Below are 16,736 nucleotides of genomic sequence, written 5' to 3' on the forward strand. Positions count from 1 at the left end.
GTGAAGAAAATTCTGGTTTTGGAGGATGAAGCCAGCATCCGCAGCTTCATCGTCATCAATCTCCGCCGGGCGGGCTACGATGTGATTGAGGCTGAGACCGGCGAGGAGGCATTGGAACGGCTCCGGGCCAACCCGGATACCAAGGTGGCTCTTTTGGACATCATGCTGCCGGGGATCGACGGCTTTGAGGTCTGCCGCCGCATCCGGGCCACCAATACGAAAATCGGCATCATCATGCTGACGGCCCGGTCTCAGGAGATGGACAAGGTGACGGGACTGATGACCGGCGCCGACGATTATGTGACCAAGCCCTTTTCTCCGGCGGAGCTTACCGCCCGGGTGGACGCGCTGTTCCGCCGGGCTGGCGGGGAGGAAGTGGTCCAGAGCGGTGAGATCAGCCAGCCGCCCTTTTTGCTGAATACCCGCAACCGGACGCTGGAGAAAAACGGCCAGCGGGTGAAGCTGACGCAGGTGGAGTACGCCATCATGCGGGTGTTTATGGAGAATCCCGGCAAGGCGCTGTCCCGGGAGGAAATTCTGGATCGGGTCTGGGGCCGGGACTACTTCGGAGAGTTGAAGATCGTGGACGTGAATATCCGCCGCCTCCGCTTAAAAATCGAGGACAATGTGCAGAATCCCACGTTTATCACAACCGTCTGGGGTTATGGTTACAAATGGGACGCGTGAAACGAATAGACTGACGGCACATTGTCCGGGGCCCCGCACGGCGGGGCGCGCCGTCAGGCGCGTACAAGCGTTTTGGCGGAGCCAAAACCTTGGCACAAGGCGGAATTCATTTTCGCCGCGCAAGTAAGATGAAAGGGCTCCCATTTTGCCCCGCAAAATGGGAAAGCAATGTGCAAAATCCAACTTTCATCACAACCGTCTGGGGTTATGGCTATAAATGGGACGCGTGAAACGAGTAAGCTGACGGCACATTGTCCGGGGCCCCGCACGGCGGGGCGCGCCGTCAGGCGCGTACAAGGGTTTTGGCGGAGCCAAAACCTTGGCGCAAGGCGAAATTTATTTCCGCCGCGCAAGTAAGATGAAAGGGCTCCCATTTTGCCCCGCAAAATGGGAAAGCAATGTGCAGAATCCGACTTTCATAACAACCGTCTGGGGTTATGGCTATAAATGGGACGCGTGAAACGAGTAAGCTGACGGCACATTGTCCGGGGCCCCGCACGGCGGGGCGCGCCGTCAGGCGGGTACAAGCGTTTTGGCGGAGCCAAAACCTTGGCACAAGGCGGAATTCATTTCCGCCGCGCAAGTAAGATGAAAGGGCTCCCATTTTGCCCCGCAAAATGGGAAAAGAAAGGGTGAGATGCTTCGTGCCGGAGGGAAGTCAAAAACGAAAAGCCACGCGGGTGCGGAGCCTCCGCCAGCGTTGGATCGTCAACTCTGTGGTGCCCATCTTCGTGCTGCTGGCGCTGATCGTGGGCGGCGTATCTCTGGGCATTTCCAATTACTATTATAAGGGAATGCTGGACGGTCTGGAACGGCAGGCCCGGGCGCAGTCCGGCGCCTTTGTGGACTATTTTATGGATCAGGGGTTCGCCAACTACTTGCAGCGGGCCAATCAGGCCATTTCCGACTATGCGGACAAGGAACGGGTAGAAATGCAGTTCCTGTCCAGCGTAGGCCGTATTCAGGCGTCCTCCACATCTAACCTGACGGTGGGCACCCGCCCCGGAACGGAGGATATTTCCAGAGCGGTGGAAACCAACCGTATCAGCTATTTCCGGGGCGCAGACCCCAAGACGGGAGAACAGATCTTAGCGGTGTCTCACCCTCTGACGGTGAACGGCAAGGTGGTAGGCGTCCTGCGATTCGTCACCTCCCTGCGGCAGGTCAACGTTCAGGTGCGGATGACGGTGCTGGCAGTGGTGCTGGTGGCTTTACTGTGTCTTCTGTTGGTGTTAAGCTCAAACCTGATTTTCATCAACAATGTGGTGGAGCCGGTGGCGGTGGTATCTGACGCTGCCAAGCGGATCTCTCAGGGAAGCTACGGCTTCACGCTGGAAAACAAGTATACCGGCGAGCTGGGCGAGCTGGTGGACAATATCAACGATATGTCCATGAAGATCGGCCAGAACGAGAAAATGAAAACGGAATTTATCTCGTCGGTTTCCCACGAGCTGCGGACGCCGCTCACAGCCATCAGCGGCTGGGGCGAAACGCTGCTGGCAGACCGGGAGCGGGATCAGATCCAGCTCCACCGGGGCCTGCGGATCATCCTCAACGAGTCCCGGCGGCTCTCGACCATGGTGGAGGAGCTGCTGGAATTTTCCAAGATGGAGGATGGCCGCTTTACGCTGCAACTGGAAGAAATGGATCTTCAGGCAGAGTTTGAGGACGCCATTTTTACCTACCGGGAGCTGTTCCGACAGGAGGGGATCGAACTGCGCTACGAACCGGGAGAGGAGATCCTGCCGTCCATCAGTGGCGACCCGGAGCGACTGAAGCAGGTGTTCTGCAACGTGCTGGATAACGCCGCCAAGCACGGCGGCGCAGGCCGGCGCATTGATGCCTCCCTGACCCGGGAGGGAACGGTGCAGGTGGTTCGGGTCCGGGATTACGGTCCCGGCGTTCCGGCGGCGGAATTGCCCTACGTGAAGCAGAAATTCTACAAGGGCTCCTCCAAGGCCCGGGGCAGCGGCATCGGTCTGGCTGTGTGCGACGAGATCGTGCGGCTCCACGGCGGCACCTTCGACATTGCCAATGCCGAGGGCGGCGGTGCAGTGGTGACCATCTGCATCCCGGAAAAAGAATAAATAGAACAAATGTTTGATTTTCAAACAACAGTGTGATATACTGAAACAGCGAAACAGAAAGGAACCTTATCTATGGCGGAACATTCCAGCGGTGCCTTCCGCACCAGTATCGGCGGACAGGCGCTGATCGAAGGCATTTTAATGCGCGGGCCTGAAAAGCAGGCCATCGTGGTCCGGGACAAAGACGGTCAATTGGTGGAAAAGGTGGAGGAGCTGAAGCTCATCAAGGACCGTTACCCCATTTTGGGCATGCCCCTGATCCGGGGAACCGTAAATTTTCTGGCGGCAATGGTCAGCGGCGTGAAGGCCCTGATGTACTCCGCAGACTTTTACCCGGAGGAGGAAGAAAGCCAGCCTTCCAAATTTGAACAGTGGTTGGAAAAGCACCTCAGCAGCGAAAAGCTGGAAAAAGCCATCGTGGGCCTTGCCGTGCTGCTAGGCGTGGGAATGTCCATTTTCCTCTTTCTGGTGCTGCCAACGCTGCTTACCGGCGGGATCCTTCACTTTTTCCCCGGCTTTCCCCTGTGGGGCCGGAACGTGGTGGAGGGCCTTTTGAAAATCGCGATCTTTCTGGCGTATCTGATCCTCTGCTCCAAGCAGAAGGACATTTACAGGGTGTTCCAGTATCACGGGGCGGAGCATAAAACCATTTTCTGCTACGAGGCGGGCCTGCCGCTGACGGTAGAGAACGTCCGCATCCAGCCCCGGCACCATCCCCGCTGCGGAACGAGCTTTCTATTTGTGGTGATCTTCGTGTCCATTCTGGTTTCCAGCGTGGTGTTCGGCATCTGGCCCATCACCAACGCGGGATTGCGGACGCTGGTGCATCTGCTCCTGCTGCCGTTGGTAGTGGGCATCACCTATGAGTTCAACCGCTGGGTAGGCCGCCATGTGCAGGACAGCAAGCTGGCCCAATTCCTGACGGCCCCTGGCCTGTGGATGCAGAATTTCACCACCAACGAGCCGGATGACAGCATGATTGAGTGTGCCATCCGTTCGCTGGAGTTGGTCCTGCCCGACGAAAAGGGCAAGGACGCATGGTGACAATTATAGAAATACTTCTTCCGCAACCAGCGAAACGTTTGCGGAAGAAAAAGGAGGAGCAAGGGAGTGAACGCAGTTTTTGCCACAGGCAGAAACGAAGTTCAGCGGACTTTGCGACGACGCATGGCGATCACATATAATGACTTATTTTTGGATATTCGCCGGGAACTGAAGCAGGGCGGCGTCATCGACACCACCTTGGAGGCCCGGGAGCTGACCTGCTTCGGGGTCAACAAGACCCGGGAGGAGCTGACCAGGGACGGGCGGCTGTACGCCCCGCCGGAGCTGGAACGCCGGGTGCGGGAGCTGACAGCCCGCCATCTGGCGGGAGAGCCGGTGGCGTATCTCATCGGTGAGTGGGAATTTTACGGCCTGCCTCTGGACATTTCCAAGGAGGTGCTGATTCCCCGGCCGGATACGGAGGTGCTGGTGGATCAGGCGCTGCCCTATGTGCAGTCCTTGGGCAATTGCCGGGTGCTGGACCTGTGCGCCGGCAGCGGCTGTATCGGTCTGGCGCTGGCATCGCAGGCCCCTCAGGCCCATGTGGTACTGGGCGAGTTTTCCGACGGGGCCCTGCGGATCTGCCGCCAGAACACCCGCCGGAACGCCCTGACGGGCCGGGTGATCCCCATGACGGTGAATGCCTTGGAGCGGCCGGACCGGGCTTTGGGAGAGTTTCACTGCATCGTCAGCAATCCCCCCTACATCCCTCATGGGGATATTCCGGGATTAGACCACTCCGTGAAGGACTACGAGCCCCATCTGGCGCTGGACGGCGGCGAGGACGGTCTGGACTTCTATCGGGCCATCAGTGAGAAGTGGAAGGCAGCACTGGCCCCCGGCGGGCGGCTGTATTTTGAAGTAGGTATCGGTCAGGCGGATGCGGTGCTCCGGATCATGCGCGCCCAGGGCTTTGGAGACATTCAGGTGGTGAAGGACCACAACGACATCCCCCGCGTGGTGTTCGGCACCCTCTGCGGAGAGGTTTACAGCGAGTAAGAACGCCCGGCAGACCGGGCAAGCAAGATAGAAAATCAGATTTGGGAGGAAGAACGTATGGCAAAAGAGAAAGCCCCCGTGGCCAGTGCCGCCCCGGCGGAGGATCGGAAGCGGGCTATTGAAGCGGCTATGGGCCAGATCGAAAAAATGTACGGCAAGGGCTCCATTATGCGTCTTGGCGACCAGAATAATTTGCAGGTGGACGTGATCCCCACCGGTTCCCTGTCCTTGGACGTGGCGCTGGGCGTAGGCGGTCTGCCCCGAGGCCGCATTGTGGAGATCTACGGACCGGAATCCTCCGGTAAGACTACGCTGGCCCTTCATGTGGCGGCAGAGGCCCAGAAAAAGGGCGGCGAGGTGGCGTTTGTGGACGCAGAGCACGCGCTGGACCCCACCTACGCACGGGCCTTGGGCGTGAATATCGATGAAATGCTGATCTCTCAGCCGGATACCGGCGAGCAGGCGTTGGAGATCACCGAGGCATTGGTGCGCTCCGGCGCCATCGACGTGATCGTGGTGGACTCCGTGGCGGCGCTGGTGCCCCGGGCGGAGATCGAGGGCGAAATGGGCGACAGCTATGTGGGCCTTCACGCCCGGCTGATGAGCCAGGCACTCCGGAAGCTCACCGGTGCGGTGGGTAAAACCAACACCATCGTCATTTTCATCAACCAGCTTCGCGAGAAGGTGGGCGTTATGTACGGCAACCCGGAGGTCACCACCGGCGGCCGGGCGCTGAAGTTCTACGCCTCCGTCCGCATCGACGTCCGCCGGATTGAGGCGCTGAAAAACGGCGGCGAGGTGGTGGGCAACCGCACCCGGGCCAAGGTCGTGAAAAATAAAGTGGCGCCACCCTTCCGGGAGGCGGAATTCGACATTATGTACGGCGAGGGCATCGCCCACACCGGCGAACTGATCGACTTGGGCGTCCGGCTGGGTATCATCACCAAGGCCGGTTCCTGGTTCTCCATGGGCGAGGTCCGCATCGGTCAGGGCCGGGACGCCGCCAAGAAGTATCTGGAGGAAAATCCCGATATTGCCGCCGATGTGGAAGCGCAGATTCGGGCCAATTTCGATAAGCTGATGGGCAACCAGTCCCGGATCGCCGCTGCCAAGGCCGCCGGCAAGGCGGTGAACGTCTCCGCCGACGATTTCAACGATGAGGATTGACCGCATAGAAGCCTCCAAGCATAAGCGGGGGCGGGTGCTGGTATTCCTGGCAGACGGCAGTCTGCTGAAGGTGACGGAGCAGGAGCTGCTGACCTTTGGTCTGCGCTCCGGCGATGAATTGGACGAGGAAACCCTGACGCGGCTGAAGGAGGCCGCCGGGGTGTCTAACATCAAGACCACGGCGGCGGACCTCGTTGGCCGTCGGGCCATGAGCCGCCGAGACCTGGAGAAGAAATTGCAGGAAAAGGGAGCCTCAGAGACTGAGGCCCGCTATGCCGGAGAGTGGCTGGAAGCCATCGGCGCGCTGGATGACGGCGCCTATGCCGCCGCGCTGGTGCGGCACTGCGGCGATATGGGATATGGTCCCCGGCGGGCCAGAGAAAAGCTGCGGGAAAAGGGCGTGCCTCAGGAACTTTGGGACGAGGCGCTGGACGAGCTGCCCCCGGACGGGGAGCAGATCGACCGCTTTTTGCAAAGCAAGCTCCACGGCCGGTCCCCGGAGGATAAGGAGAAGAAGCGGCTGACGGACGCCCTTTTGCGCCGGGGGTTTTCCTGGGGCGAGGTGAGGTCCGCCTGGGGCCGCTATGGTTCTGAGATCTGGGAGGAGTGATCCCGGAGGTTATATCCGCGGAGCCGAGGATCAGTCTCAAAGACTGTGAAATTTTTGGTTCTGATTGCGCATTCGTTATTTCCGCCCGGAGGGGCGTATTCGATCATACCGGAGGAATCCATTTTGAGCTATAATGTATCATTCATTTCCCTTGGCTGCGCCAAGAATCAAGTGAACTGCGAGCAGATGATGGCTCTGTGCGCCGAGGCAGGCTACTCCATTCAGGCCCAGCCGGAGGGCTGCGATGTGGTGGTGGTGAACACCTGCGGCTTTCTGGCGTCCGCCTGCGAGGAGGCCATCGAGAACATTTTAGAGATGGCGGAGCTGAAAAAGGCGGGGCAGGTGAAAAAGATCTTAGTCACCGGCTGCATGACCCAGCGCTATAAAGAGGATATTTTCCATGAGCTGCCGGAGGTGGACGGCCTGCTGGGTACCGGCAGCTACGGCGACATTGCCACGGCCATTGCCGAGGTGATGGAAAAGGGCGAAAAGCCCTGCCATCTGGGGAATATCCACACTGCCAACCAAAGCGGCGAGCGCATTTTGTCCACCCCCCCTTGGTACGCCTATCTGCGGATCGCCGAGGGCTGCGACAACCACTGCGCCTACTGCGTGATCCCCTCTCTCCGGGGAAAGTACCGCAGCCGTCCCATGAACGAGCTGCTGGACGAGGCGGCGGAGCTGGCCTCTGCCGGGGTCAAGGAGCTGATCGTCATCGCGCAGGACATCACCCGGTACGGCACGGACCTCAACGGTGAGCATCAGCTGGCGAAGCTGCTGAAGGAGCTTTGCAAGCTGGACTTCCATTGGATCCGGCTCCATTACCTCTACCCCACGGACACCACCGACGAGCTGATCGACGTGATCGCCAGCGAGCCGAAGATCGTGAAGTATCTGGATATTCCCATCCAGCACTGCAACGATACCATTTTAAAGGCCATGAACCGCCGGGACACCAAGGCGGACCTGCTGGCCCTGCTGAAAAAGCTGCGGGAGAAGGTTCCCGGTCTGGTGCTGCGGACCAGCCTCATTGCGGGCTTGCCCTACGAGGATGACGCGGCCTTTGAGGAGTTGTGCGACTTCCTGCGGGAGGTCCGCATCGAGCGGGCGGGTGTGTTCCCCTTCTCCCCGGAGGACGGCACGAAGGCGGCCCTCATGGAGCACGTGGACATGGAAGAGGCCCAGCGCCGCGCGGAGCTGGCGGTGGATGTCCAGTCTGACATCATTGACGCCTACAATGACTCCATCTTAGGTGAAGAGCGGGAGGTCCTCTGCGAGGGGTACGATTCTCAGGCTCAGATGTTCTACGGCCGCAGCTATGCTGAGTCCCCCGACATCGACGGACGGATCTGGTTCACCGCCGACAGCGAGATCACTCCCGGCAGCTTTGTGAATGTCCGCCTGACCGGCACCATGGACGGTGAGACCACCGGCGAGCTTGTGTGAAGGTGATTGTTTTTCCTTGAAAACCCTGCGAAAGGACGTATATTATGAATTTACCCAATAAACTGACCATGCTGCGGATCTTGCTGATCCCGGTGTTTATGGTGGTGCTGTACTGGGACTTCCCCGGCGCTACCTGGGTGGCGGTGGCCATTTTCATCGTCGCCAGCTTCACCGATCTGCTGGACGGGAAAATCGCCAGAAAGTACAACTTAGTCACGGATTTCGGCAAGTTTGCCGATCCTCTGGCGGATAAAATGCTGGTGACGGCGGCGCTGCTCTGGTTCGTGGAGATCGGCCAGATGCCTGCCTGGGCGCTGCTGATCGTCCTTGTCCGGGAGTTTGCCGTCAGCGGCCTGCGGATGATCGCCAGTGATAAGGGCCGGGTTATCGCCGCCGGTTGGTCCGGCAAGGTGAAGACGGCCAGCACCATGGTGTGCATTGTGCTCATGTTCCTGCCGATCCCCGGCTGGCTCAATACCGTGTGCGTGGCAGTGATCGCCATCACCACCCTGTATTCCGGCGTGGAATACTTTGTGCTGAACCGGGACATAATCGCCACAGCCTGAGAATTGAAATCAAAAATGAAAAAGGTGCGGGAACTTAAGTTCCCGCACTTTTTAACATTCAGTATACTCGCACAGCTCCCGGACCTTGGCCTGAATACTTTTTAAATCCAGAAAGGTCTCCGGGCGCTTCTGCTCATCCCGCAGCAGCGCCGCCGGGTGATAGATGGCCGTCATCTGGACGCCGCCCCGCTGGAACCACTGGCCGTGCTCTTGGGTGATCTTGAAATCTTCCTTGATGATGGCTTTGGCGGCGATCCGGCCCAGACAGACGATGATCTTGGGCTTCATCAGTGCTGCCTGCCGCCGCAGATAGCCGATGCAGGCATCCTGTTCGACATTCAGAGGGTCCCGGTTCTGAGGCGGGCGGCACTTCACCACGTTGGCGATGTAGACCTTGGCGCGGTCCAGATGGATGATCTCCAGCATATCGTCCAGCAGCTGCCCGGCCCGGCCTACAAAGGGAATACCCTGCTCGTCCTCGTGCTGGCCGGGGCCTTCGCCGATGAGCATGATCTCCGCCGTCTCACAGCCGTCCCCAAACACCACGTGGGTCCGGGTGTCCGCCAGCGCACAGCCCCGACAGGCGTTGCATTCCTGTTTTAAGCACTCCCAGCTATCCGCCATAGGATCCCCCGCCTTTCTGAAATAGCTTTGTTTGAGTATAGCATATTGTTTTCTCCCGCGCAAGCGTATAAGGCGGTGGCGGCCTGCCGATACTGACAGGGCATCAAGCAGAGGAGGGCGGCGTATGGCGGAATTTTTGTGGATCTTCTGGAGCTTCAGCCTTTTAGGATGGGTGCTGGAGCGGCTGTTTGCTGCCGTGACCCGGTCTCCCCGGCGGAGGAGACGATGTCTACTGCTCCTGCCGCTCTGCCCGGTGTACGGACTGGGCATGGCGGCGGTGCTGGCCCTGCCGCCGAGCCTTCGTTCCGAGTGGCCGCTCTACCTCTGGGGCGGGCTGACCGCCACCGCCGTGGAGTATATTTACCACTGGTGGGGGGAGACCTTTTTGGGAGTGTCCTTCTGGGACTACACCGGGGTTTTTGGAAATTTCTGTGGTCGGGTGTGTTTGCCGTTTTCCCTGGCGTGGGGACTGCTGCTGTTCCCGGCTGTCTATCTGGTGACGCCGCCGGTGGTGGCGCTGGCGGACCGTGTTCCCGTCGGCGTGACGTGGTGGCTGTTGTTGGCCTTTACCGCCGACGCTGTGTGCTCCCTCCGCTTTTTGGCGGTGACCCATGACCTTGAAGCCCTGCGGGCTGCCGTCTGGCCGGTGTCAGCTGACCGCTGATTGTGCAAAGACAGCCAAGTGCCTGACCGGTTTATCTTGTCGCAAGCCATTTTTTGTGGTATTCTGTTGCAATGATGAGCGGTCATAGCCGCCGGACAGGAGGAACCATATTGAAAAAAACAAGAAAAGAGCGGGGCTGGCTGAAAAAGACGTTCAAGCGGGCCATGGACAAGGAACTGCGGGAACATAAAAGCTCGTTCATCGTCTTTTATATTCTGCGGGCCTTGGTGATCGTATCTCTGGTGCGCCAGATCATTCTGGATAACTACGAGGGTGCGTTTTTCTGTATTCTGACCATCGTGCTGCTGTATGTGCCAAGCTGGGTGCAGGTCCGGCTGCGGATCGAGCTGCCGCCGCCCCTGGAAATTACGATCCTCTGCTTCATTTTCGCGGCCGAGATCTTGGGAGAGGTCAACGCCTTCTATGTCAATGTGCCCCATTGGGACACCATGCTCCACACCATCAACGGCTTTTTGGCGGCGGCGGTGGGCTTTTCTCTGGTGCTGCTGCTCAACGACAATGAAAAGCTGACCTTCGATCTGTCGCCATTCTTTTTGGCGATGGTGGCGTTTTGCTTTTCCATGACCATCGGCGTTCTGTGGGAATTTTTTGAGTTCGGCATGGACTGGTTCTTCCATACGGATATGCAGCGGGATACCGTCATCAACGCCATCTACTCCGCCAGTCTGGACCCTACCCGGACCAATAAGGTAGTGGCGGTGAAGGAGATCCACGATGTGGTCATCAACGGCGAGAATCTGGGCCTGGGCGGCTATCTGGACATCGGTCTCATTGACACTATGAAGGATCTGCTGGTGAATTTCGTGGGCGCGGTGGTGTTCTCCGTGGCCGGGTATTTCTACGCCCGGAGCAAGGGCAAAAAGCGGGCAGCGGCGCTGAACTTCGTGCCCAGCAAGAAAAATGAAGATCACGATTACCTCCAGCAGGCCCGTGAAAACGGCCCGGATCTCCCTGAAAAAAGGAAGAAATAAAGAAACCCGGAAACACGTTAGATGTTTCCGGGCGAGACTGTCAATAAAAAAGTAGTAAATTCTCCGCGACGGTAAGGAAGGGTGTGCGCGGGAAACCCAAGAGGGGTGTCCCGCGCCATTAAAATCCTAAGTTTTCAGAACTTTTATGAAGTTCTGAAAACTTGCTCAGCGGGGAGAAAAGACTTTTTCGACACGCTGACCCGGAAACACGTTAGATGTTTCCGGGCCTTTTTACACTTTTTTCCGGGGAAATGACTGCGCCAGCTTTGTTCCCAGCCAACCTGCCAGAATACCCACGGCAGCGCCCCCCAGAATGTCTGTGGGCCAGTGGGCGTAGAGGTACAGCCGGGACAGGGCGATGACCACGGCCAGCGCCAGCGCTGGCTTCCAAAGGCGGCTGTTCGCTGTTTTCAGCGCGGCCACCGATGCGAAGGAGGCTGCCGTGTGGCCGGAGGGGAAGGAGGCGTCCACAGGCGGCGGGATCAGCAAGGAGACGGTGGGGTTGACGGCGAAGGGCCGTACCCGACCGATGAGCGGCTTGAGGGCGAGGTTGCAAAACAGAAGATCCAGAGCCAACCCGCAGGCCACACAGGTCCCCAGCTTTCTGGTCTTTGGGATCGCCAGCAGGATCGCCGCCAGTAAGATCCACACCTCACCGTGGTCGCAGATCCGGCTGACTGGCACCATGACGGCATCCAGAACGCCGCAGCGCAGGTGAGCCTGTATCCAGTTCAAAATTGTCAGTTCAAAGGCTTGCATCGTTTCGGTCCTTTCCTATTCGCTGTGGGCCATCATACCATATCCGCCGCAAAAAGAAAAGTGCCTTTCCACGAATGGAAAGGCACTTTTTCAATGAGTTTACGCGGCCTTGCGGCGCTCCATGCTGCGGATGACGAACAGAACGCACAGCATCAGCGCAAAGCTGACGGCCCAGGTAATATACACGTTCTGGACGAAACCGGCCACGATGAAGCCAACCACGCAGACACCGGCCACCGTCAGCACATAGGGGATCTGGGTGGCAACGTGCTCCAGATGGTCACACTGGGCGCCGGCGGAGGCCATGATGGAGGTATCGGAGATGGGGGAGCAGTGGTCACCCATCACAGCGCCGGCACAGCAGGCGGAGATACCGATGATGAGCAGCTCGCTGGAAGCGGGGAAAATAGCGGTAACAATGGGGATCAGGATGCCGAAGGTACCCCAGGAGGTGCCGGAGGCGAAGGCCAGAATACAGGCCACCACGAAAATCACGGCAGGGAGCATAGAGTACAGCGTAGCGGCGGCGCCTTCCATGAGGTCATGGACATAGATGCTGGCGCCCAGAGAGGTGATGGTAGCCTTCAGAGAGACGGCCAGGGTCAGGATCAGGATGGGGGAGATCATGGCGTTGAAGCCCTTGGGGATGCAGGCCATGGCGTCCTTGAAGGTGATGACCCGGCGGGCCACCAGATAGATGACGGTGAAGAGCAGAGCAATGATGCCGCCCCAGGGCAGACCCATGAAGGCGTCGGTATTGCCGAAGGCGCCGATGAAGTCTCCGGCGCAGTCGGTGCCGCCCCAGGCATCCACGCCGAAGAAGCCGCCCACGTAGATCATGCCGGTGGTGCACACGGCGATCAGCACCAGAACAGGGAGCAGCAGGTCGATGACCTTGCCCTTGGGGTTCACGGCTTCATCCTCTGCGTTTTCCAGAGCGGAGAGGTCACCGGTCTCCTGGGCCTTGCGCTCATAGGTCCGCATGGGACCGTAATCAAACTGCATGAAGGACAGGGCGATGATAAAGACGAAGGTCAGCAGGGAGTAGAGGTTGTAGGGAATGGCCTTGATAAAGAGCTGGATGCCGCTGATGCCGGTGTCCAGACCCTCGGCGGTGGAGGAAACGGCGGCGGCCCAGGAGGAGATAGGGGCGATCATGCACACGGGGGCGGCGGTGGCGTCAATGAGGTAGGCCAGCTTGGGGCGGGAGATCCGGTGGCTGTCGGTGACGGGCCGCATGACGGTGCCCACGGTGAGGCAGTTGAAATAGTCATCGATGAAGATCAGAATGCCCAGCAGGAAGGTAGCAAGGGAAGCCCCCACCTTGGTCTTAATGTTTTTTGATGCCCAGCGGCCGAAGGCAGCGGAACCGCCGGCGGCGTTCACCAGTGCCACGATGATACCCAGCAGGACAAGGAACAGGAAGATACCGGCGTTGTCTTTGATGGCGGCCACCAGGCCGTCGTTGACGATCATGTTCAGCGCGCCGATGGGAGAAAAGCCCTGAGAGAACAGAGCGCCTACCGTGACGCCGATGAACAGAGAGCTGTACGCCTCCTTGGTGATAAGGGCCAGAGTGATGGCGATGACGGGGGGCACCAGTGCCCAGAACGTACCGTACATGCTGTTGGTGGATGCGCCGTCCTCAACAGCCAGAGCGCTGACACACAGCAGCGCGGCGGCGGTCATGACCAGCAGGGCCGTCCGCAGTAGGGGATGCTTTTTCATGGAGATTCTCCTTTCATTTTTGGGCCGCAGCCCATGCAACCGGAGAATACGCGTGAACTCCATCCTGTCAAAGCACATTGTGTTTCAGAACAAAAAATGGAGCCATGACATTCCGCCATGACTCCATTTGAAGGTCTCATTTCACCAAACAGATCCATGACAGCGCCCCGCCCGTTTCCGGGCGACAGTCCGGCGGATGTTTTCCGACGGCCCAGGCACCGACCCGCCAGGCAGCGGTACGGCCCTTCGGCGGCTAACCCTTTCCCCATCCTCTATGCCTGTCTGCCGGATGGTTACTCTTATCAGCCGCGCCTCTATCATGCGTTATCCAGTTGTATCCTACCCTATTATAGGTGAATTTCCGAACTTGTCAACGGTTTCTTCACAAAATGTTTATATTTTGCAAAAAGAACAGGGAACGCCGCGTTTTTGGCGTTCCCTGTTGGAAAAGTGCTGTCAGAAATTAGTAGCTGCCCAGGTCGGCGGACTTGTCGCCCTCGACGCTGATGCCGAACTCGTAGTCATTGCCGGGCAGGATGGCGTTGAGGATCACGCCGCACAGAGCAGCGATGGCCAGACCGGACAGAGTCACAGCCGCACCGCCCACGGTGAAGGTCACGCCGCCCACGGAGCTGAAGCCGAGGCCGCTGACAAACATGACGGCGGCAATGATCAGGTTCCGGGACTTGGTCAGATCCACCTGATTCTCCACGATGTTGCGGACGCCCACGGCGGAGATCATGCCGTAGAGGATGAAGCTGACGCCGCCCACGATGGCGGAGGGGATAGAGTTTACCAGCGCGTCGAACTTGGGGGAGAAGCTGAGGATGATGGCGTAGACGGCAGCCAGACGGATCACGCGGGGATCGTAGACCTTGGAGAGAGCCAGCACGCCGGTGTTTTCGCCGTAGGTGGTGTTGGCGGGGCCGCCGAACATACCGGCAAAGGCGGTAGCCAGACCGTCGCCCGTCAGGGTGCGGTGCAGGCCGGGATCGGCGATGAAGTTATTGCCGGTAGTGGAGGAAATGGCGGACACGTCACCGATGTGCTCCATCATGGCAGCGATGGCGATGGGGGCCATGACCAGCACGGCGGACACGTCGAACTTGGCGAGGATGAACTTCTGGAGGCCAATGAGGTGTGCCTCGCCCACGGAGGCGAAGTTGACGAGGGGCTGCATGACGCCGTTGGCATCCGGCAGCTGGGCGCCGCAGAGAGTGGCAATCACCGCCACAATGTAGCTGCCTACCACGCCCAGCAGGATGGGGATGATCTTCACCATGCCCTTGCCCCAGATATTGGCCACCACGATGATGGCCATGGCCACCAGGGCCAGCCACCAGCAGGTGGCGGCGTTTTTGATGGCGGAGCCGGAGAGGTTCAGGCCGATCATGATGATCATGGGGCCGGTGACGATGGGGGGGAAGTACCGCATGACGGTCTTGGCGCCCAGCACCTTAAAGAGCAGAGCCAGCACTAGATACAGGAGACCGGCGATGACGATGCCGCCCAGAGCGTAGGCCAGCTTCAGTTCGGGATCCAGACCGTCATAGGCGGGCATGGAGGCCACAGTGGAGAAGCCGCCCAGATAGGCGAAGGAGGAGCCCAGGAAAGCGGGGACCTTGAACTTGGTGCACACATGGAACAGCAGAGTGCCCAGACCGGCCATCAGCAGGGTAGTCTGGATGCTCAGGGGCAGGCCGTAGCCCTGAACCAGAATGGGCACCAGCACGGTGGCACCGAACATGGCGAACAGATGCTGCAAGCCTAAAATCAGCATACGGGGGGTGCCCAGGGTGCGGGCGTCGGTCACGGCTTCCTGACCGAGGATGGGTTTCTTTTTCTCGTTCATGTTTTTCTCCTCTCGTAACACACAAATCTTCTATCTAAATTATATAAATAGACCAGGTTCCTGCGGCTGTCCGCAAACAGGCATAAAAATACCGGCTCCTATAGCCGGTCAAAAAAGGGAAATGGAAATGACGGGACCGTGGACCCCGAAAATGGAGGAAACAGCGCTTCGCATGCTCATACTGGACTGCATCATGGTGTTACCTCCTAAGAAATTTATCTGGTTCATTATACAGAAGCCGGTTCCGGATTGCAAGCCGTAATATCTATGATTGGAATAGAAGTTTTCTGCTGGAAATTGTCAAAAATCACAGAAGAACAGCATTCGTGATGACCGGTTCCCGTTATTTGAGAGAACTGCTTCAGGCTTGCTGTAGCCCGAGATTGTCGATAAAGTGGTAGATTCTCCGCAACGGTAAGGTAGGGCAGCCGTTAGCGGCTCCGCCGCTTTACGGATGCCGCATACCCCTTGCGGGTGAGGGGTGTACGCGGGACTGCGCCCGCAGGCGCGTTTTGGAGCGCAACCGCCGCAAGGCGGCTCTTGGCGCGGAGATAACCCAAGAAGGGGAAACAGGCGAAGCGCCGCCAGTGGTGGATGAAGCGAGGGCTGTTTCGAGGAAGGCTCCCATTTTCCGGACGTCTTGCGCCCGGAAAACGGTTAGACCGGCAACGTATTTCTTCACCATTGAAATCCTTAGTTTTCAGAACTTTTATAAAGTTCTGAAAACTGACTCAGCGGGGAGAAAAGACTTTTCGACACGCTGAGGTCACGGGCTTGCCAGCGGCCCTCTTGTCCGGTCAGGTTCGATCAGGCTTCCAGACCCACAGTCCGCATCACGTCCTCTACCAATCGAGCGGTGTCGGACTCACCGTCTTGGCTGGCCACGATGAGGTCGGCATACCGGGCGTAGAGAACGCAGCGCTCCTCATAGATCTCCCGCAGCGGCGTTCCTGCCGGCACGGCGATGCCCCGGTCATACAGATCCGCCGGCATCCGCTTTTCCAGCTGAGAAAAGGGCGTCTGGAGCCAGATCACCGTGCTGCCTTTCTTCAAATGAGCCATAGCCTCCGGGTAGAGCACCATGCTGCCGCCGGTGGCAATGACGGTGTGGGTCCGATTTAGATCCGTACCCACTTTATTTTCAATTTCGTAAAAGGCCTCCAGCCCGTCCTGCCGCAGGATCTCCGGCAGCGTTTTGCCGGTGGTCTGGACGATGAGATCGTCTGCGTCCACAAAATCGTACCCCAGCCTGTCCGCCAGCGCCTTTCCGACGGTGCTTTTCCCCGTGCCGGGCATACCGATCAATACAATATTTTTCATAGGCAGCGCCTCCGTGGTAAAAGTGTTTTTATAATACGTGATGCACGGACAAATGTACATAGTAAAAGTACACAAAAAATTCAACAAAGAAAGATCGACCTTTCATGACAGGGCGGACAAGACTGCCCCGAAAAACACTATTGAAATCTGTTGAATATGCGCATTGTCAAATGGCGGTCCATTCGGTACAA

15 protein-coding genes and 1 riboswitch are annotated in these 16,736 nt (G+C 58.6%); of the genes, 10 read left to right on the forward strand and 5 right to left on the reverse strand.

The window, feature by feature from the left end; translation table 11 throughout:
- The 8 genes from H8Z83_RS15955 to pgsA all read left to right on the forward strand — a co-directional run bounded on the left by H8Z83_RS15955 (window position 1) and on the right by pgsA (window position 8,606).
- Window positions 1-687: a response regulator transcription factor gene (locus H8Z83_RS15955; RefSeq protein WP_187015984.1), complete on the forward strand. Its 687-nt coding sequence runs from the start codon at window positions 1-3 to the stop codon at window positions 685-687.
- A 632-nt stretch (window positions 688-1,319) separates the two neighbouring features.
- Window positions 1,320-2,774, forward strand: a complete 1,455-nt coding sequence (locus H8Z83_RS15960) for a HAMP domain-containing sensor histidine kinase (RefSeq protein ID WP_337786254.1) — start codon at window positions 1,320-1,322, stop codon at window positions 2,772-2,774.
- A gap of 72 nt (window positions 2,775-2,846) precedes the next feature.
- Window positions 2,847-3,818: a DUF1385 domain-containing protein gene (locus tag H8Z83_RS15965; RefSeq protein ID WP_187015985.1), complete on the forward strand. Its 972-nt coding sequence runs from the start codon at window positions 2,847-2,849 to the stop codon at window positions 3,816-3,818.
- Window positions 3,819-3,884: 66 nt separating this feature from the next.
- On the forward strand, window positions 3,885-4,817 hold the full coding sequence (gene prmC / locus H8Z83_RS15970; protein ID WP_366464461.1) for a peptide chain release factor N(5)-glutamine methyltransferase: 933 nt from the start codon (window positions 3,885-3,887) through the stop codon (window positions 4,815-4,817).
- 57 nt (window positions 4,818-4,874) lie between these two features.
- Window positions 4,875-5,984 (forward strand): recombinase RecA, encoded by a 1,110-nt coding sequence (recA, locus tag H8Z83_RS15975; protein ID WP_187015986.1) that lies wholly within the window; start codon window positions 4,875-4,877, stop codon window positions 5,982-5,984.
- Window positions 5,974-6,594: a regulatory protein RecX gene (locus H8Z83_RS15980; RefSeq protein WP_243185080.1), complete on the forward strand. Its 621-nt coding sequence runs from the start codon at window positions 5,974-5,976 to the stop codon at window positions 6,592-6,594. The genes recA and H8Z83_RS15980 overlap by 11 nt, the downstream gene beginning before the upstream one ends.
- 123 nt (window positions 6,595-6,717) lie before the next feature.
- A complete protein-coding gene (gene rimO / locus H8Z83_RS15985; protein WP_187015987.1) occupies window positions 6,718-8,040 on the forward strand; it encodes a 30S ribosomal protein S12 methylthiotransferase RimO in 1,323 nt (440 codons plus the stop codon).
- 44 nt (window positions 8,041-8,084) lie between these two features.
- Window positions 8,085-8,606, forward strand: coding sequence for a CDP-diacylglycerol--glycerol-3-phosphate 3-phosphatidyltransferase (gene pgsA / locus H8Z83_RS15990; RefSeq protein WP_187015988.1), 522 nt, complete (start codon window positions 8,085-8,087; stop codon window positions 8,604-8,606).
- 51 nt (window positions 8,607-8,657) lie between these two features.
- Here pgsA and H8Z83_RS15995 read toward each other — a convergent pair whose 3' ends face one another.
- Window positions 8,658-9,230 carry a uracil-DNA glycosylase gene (locus tag H8Z83_RS15995; RefSeq protein WP_187015989.1) on the reverse strand — a complete coding sequence of 191 codons (573 nt, stop codon included), beginning with the start codon at window positions 9,228-9,230 and terminating at the stop codon, window positions 8,658-8,660.
- A gap of 124 nt (window positions 9,231-9,354) precedes the next feature.
- Between H8Z83_RS15995 and H8Z83_RS16000 the strand changes: the two genes are divergently transcribed.
- Together H8Z83_RS16000 and H8Z83_RS16005 are read left to right on the forward strand one after the other, a co-directional pair.
- The gene (locus H8Z83_RS16000; RefSeq protein WP_187015990.1) at window positions 9,355-9,894 is read left to right on the forward strand and encodes a putative ABC transporter permease; all 540 of its coding nucleotides are present in this window, start codon (window positions 9,355-9,357) and stop codon (window positions 9,892-9,894) included.
- Between the two features lie 110 nt (window positions 9,895-10,004).
- The gene (locus H8Z83_RS16005; RefSeq protein WP_337416408.1) at window positions 10,005-10,886 is read left to right on the forward strand and encodes a DUF2238 domain-containing protein; all 882 of its coding nucleotides are present in this window, start codon (window positions 10,005-10,007) and stop codon (window positions 10,884-10,886) included.
- A 231-nt stretch (window positions 10,887-11,117) separates the two neighbouring features.
- Here H8Z83_RS16005 and H8Z83_RS16010 read toward each other — a convergent pair whose 3' ends face one another.
- The 4 genes from H8Z83_RS16010 to H8Z83_RS16025 form a co-directional block, all read right to left on the reverse strand.
- On the reverse strand, window positions 11,118-11,645 hold the full coding sequence (locus H8Z83_RS16010; protein ID WP_187015991.1) for a phosphatase PAP2 family protein: 528 nt from the start codon (window positions 11,643-11,645) through the stop codon (window positions 11,118-11,120).
- Between the two features lie 99 nt (window positions 11,646-11,744).
- Window positions 11,745-13,373 (reverse strand): Na+/H+ antiporter NhaC family protein, encoded by a 1,629-nt coding sequence (locus H8Z83_RS16015; protein WP_187015992.1) that lies wholly within the window; start codon window positions 13,371-13,373, stop codon window positions 11,745-11,747.
- 152 nt (window positions 13,374-13,525) lie between these two features.
- Window positions 13,526-13,698: riboswitch (Lysine riboswitch) on the reverse strand.
- A gap of 138 nt (window positions 13,699-13,836) precedes the next feature.
- Window positions 13,837-15,225, reverse strand: coding sequence for a uracil-xanthine permease family protein (locus H8Z83_RS16020; protein WP_187015993.1), 1,389 nt, complete (start codon window positions 15,223-15,225; stop codon window positions 13,837-13,839).
- Window positions 15,226-16,032: 807 nt separating this feature from the next.
- Window positions 16,033-16,545: a shikimate kinase gene (locus H8Z83_RS16025; protein ID WP_187015994.1), complete on the reverse strand. Its 513-nt coding sequence runs from the start codon at window positions 16,543-16,545 to the stop codon at window positions 16,033-16,035.
- Window positions 16,546-16,736 lie beyond the last annotated feature (191 nt).

The sequence above is a fragment of the Dysosmobacter segnis genome (assembly GCF_014297285.1).
In the GTDB taxonomy this organism is placed as follows: domain Bacteria; phylum Bacillota; class Clostridia; order Oscillospirales; family Oscillospiraceae; genus Oscillibacter; species Oscillibacter segnis.

Excerpts from the sequence above, each read along its gene's own strand:
- H8Z83_RS15965 (WP_187015985.1), top strand. The coding sequence starts at position 2,847 with ATGGCGGAACATTCCAGCGGTGCCTTCCGCACCAGTATCGGCGGACAG.
- recA (WP_187015986.1), top strand. The coding sequence starts at position 4,875 with ATGGCAAAAGAGAAAGCCCCCGTGGCCAGTGCCGCCCCGGCGGAGGAT.
- H8Z83_RS15980 (WP_243185080.1), top strand. The coding sequence starts at position 5,974 with ATGAGGATTGACCGCATAGAAGCCTCCAAGCATAAGCGGGGGCGGGTG.
- pgsA (WP_187015988.1), top strand. The coding sequence starts at position 8,085 with ATGAATTTACCCAATAAACTGACCATGCTGCGGATCTTGCTGATCCCG.
- H8Z83_RS15995 (WP_187015989.1), bottom strand. The coding sequence starts at position 9,230 with ATGGCGGATAGCTGGGAGTGCTTAAAACAGGAATGCAACGCCTGTCGG.
- H8Z83_RS16000 (WP_187015990.1), top strand. The coding sequence starts at position 9,355 with ATGGCGGAATTTTTGTGGATCTTCTGGAGCTTCAGCCTTTTAGGATGG.
- H8Z83_RS16010 (WP_187015991.1), bottom strand. The coding sequence starts at position 11,645 with ATGCAAGCCTTTGAACTGACAATTTTGAACTGGATACAGGCTCACCTG.
- H8Z83_RS16015 (WP_187015992.1), bottom strand. The coding sequence starts at position 13,373 with ATGAAAAAGCATCCCCTACTGCGGACGGCCCTGCTGGTCATGACCGCC.
- H8Z83_RS16020 (WP_187015993.1), bottom strand. The coding sequence starts at position 15,225 with ATGAACGAGAAAAAGAAACCCATCCTCGGTCAGGAAGCCGTGACCGAC.
- H8Z83_RS16025 (WP_187015994.1), bottom strand. The coding sequence starts at position 16,545 with ATGAAAAATATTGTATTGATCGGTATGCCCGGCACGGGGAAAAGCACC.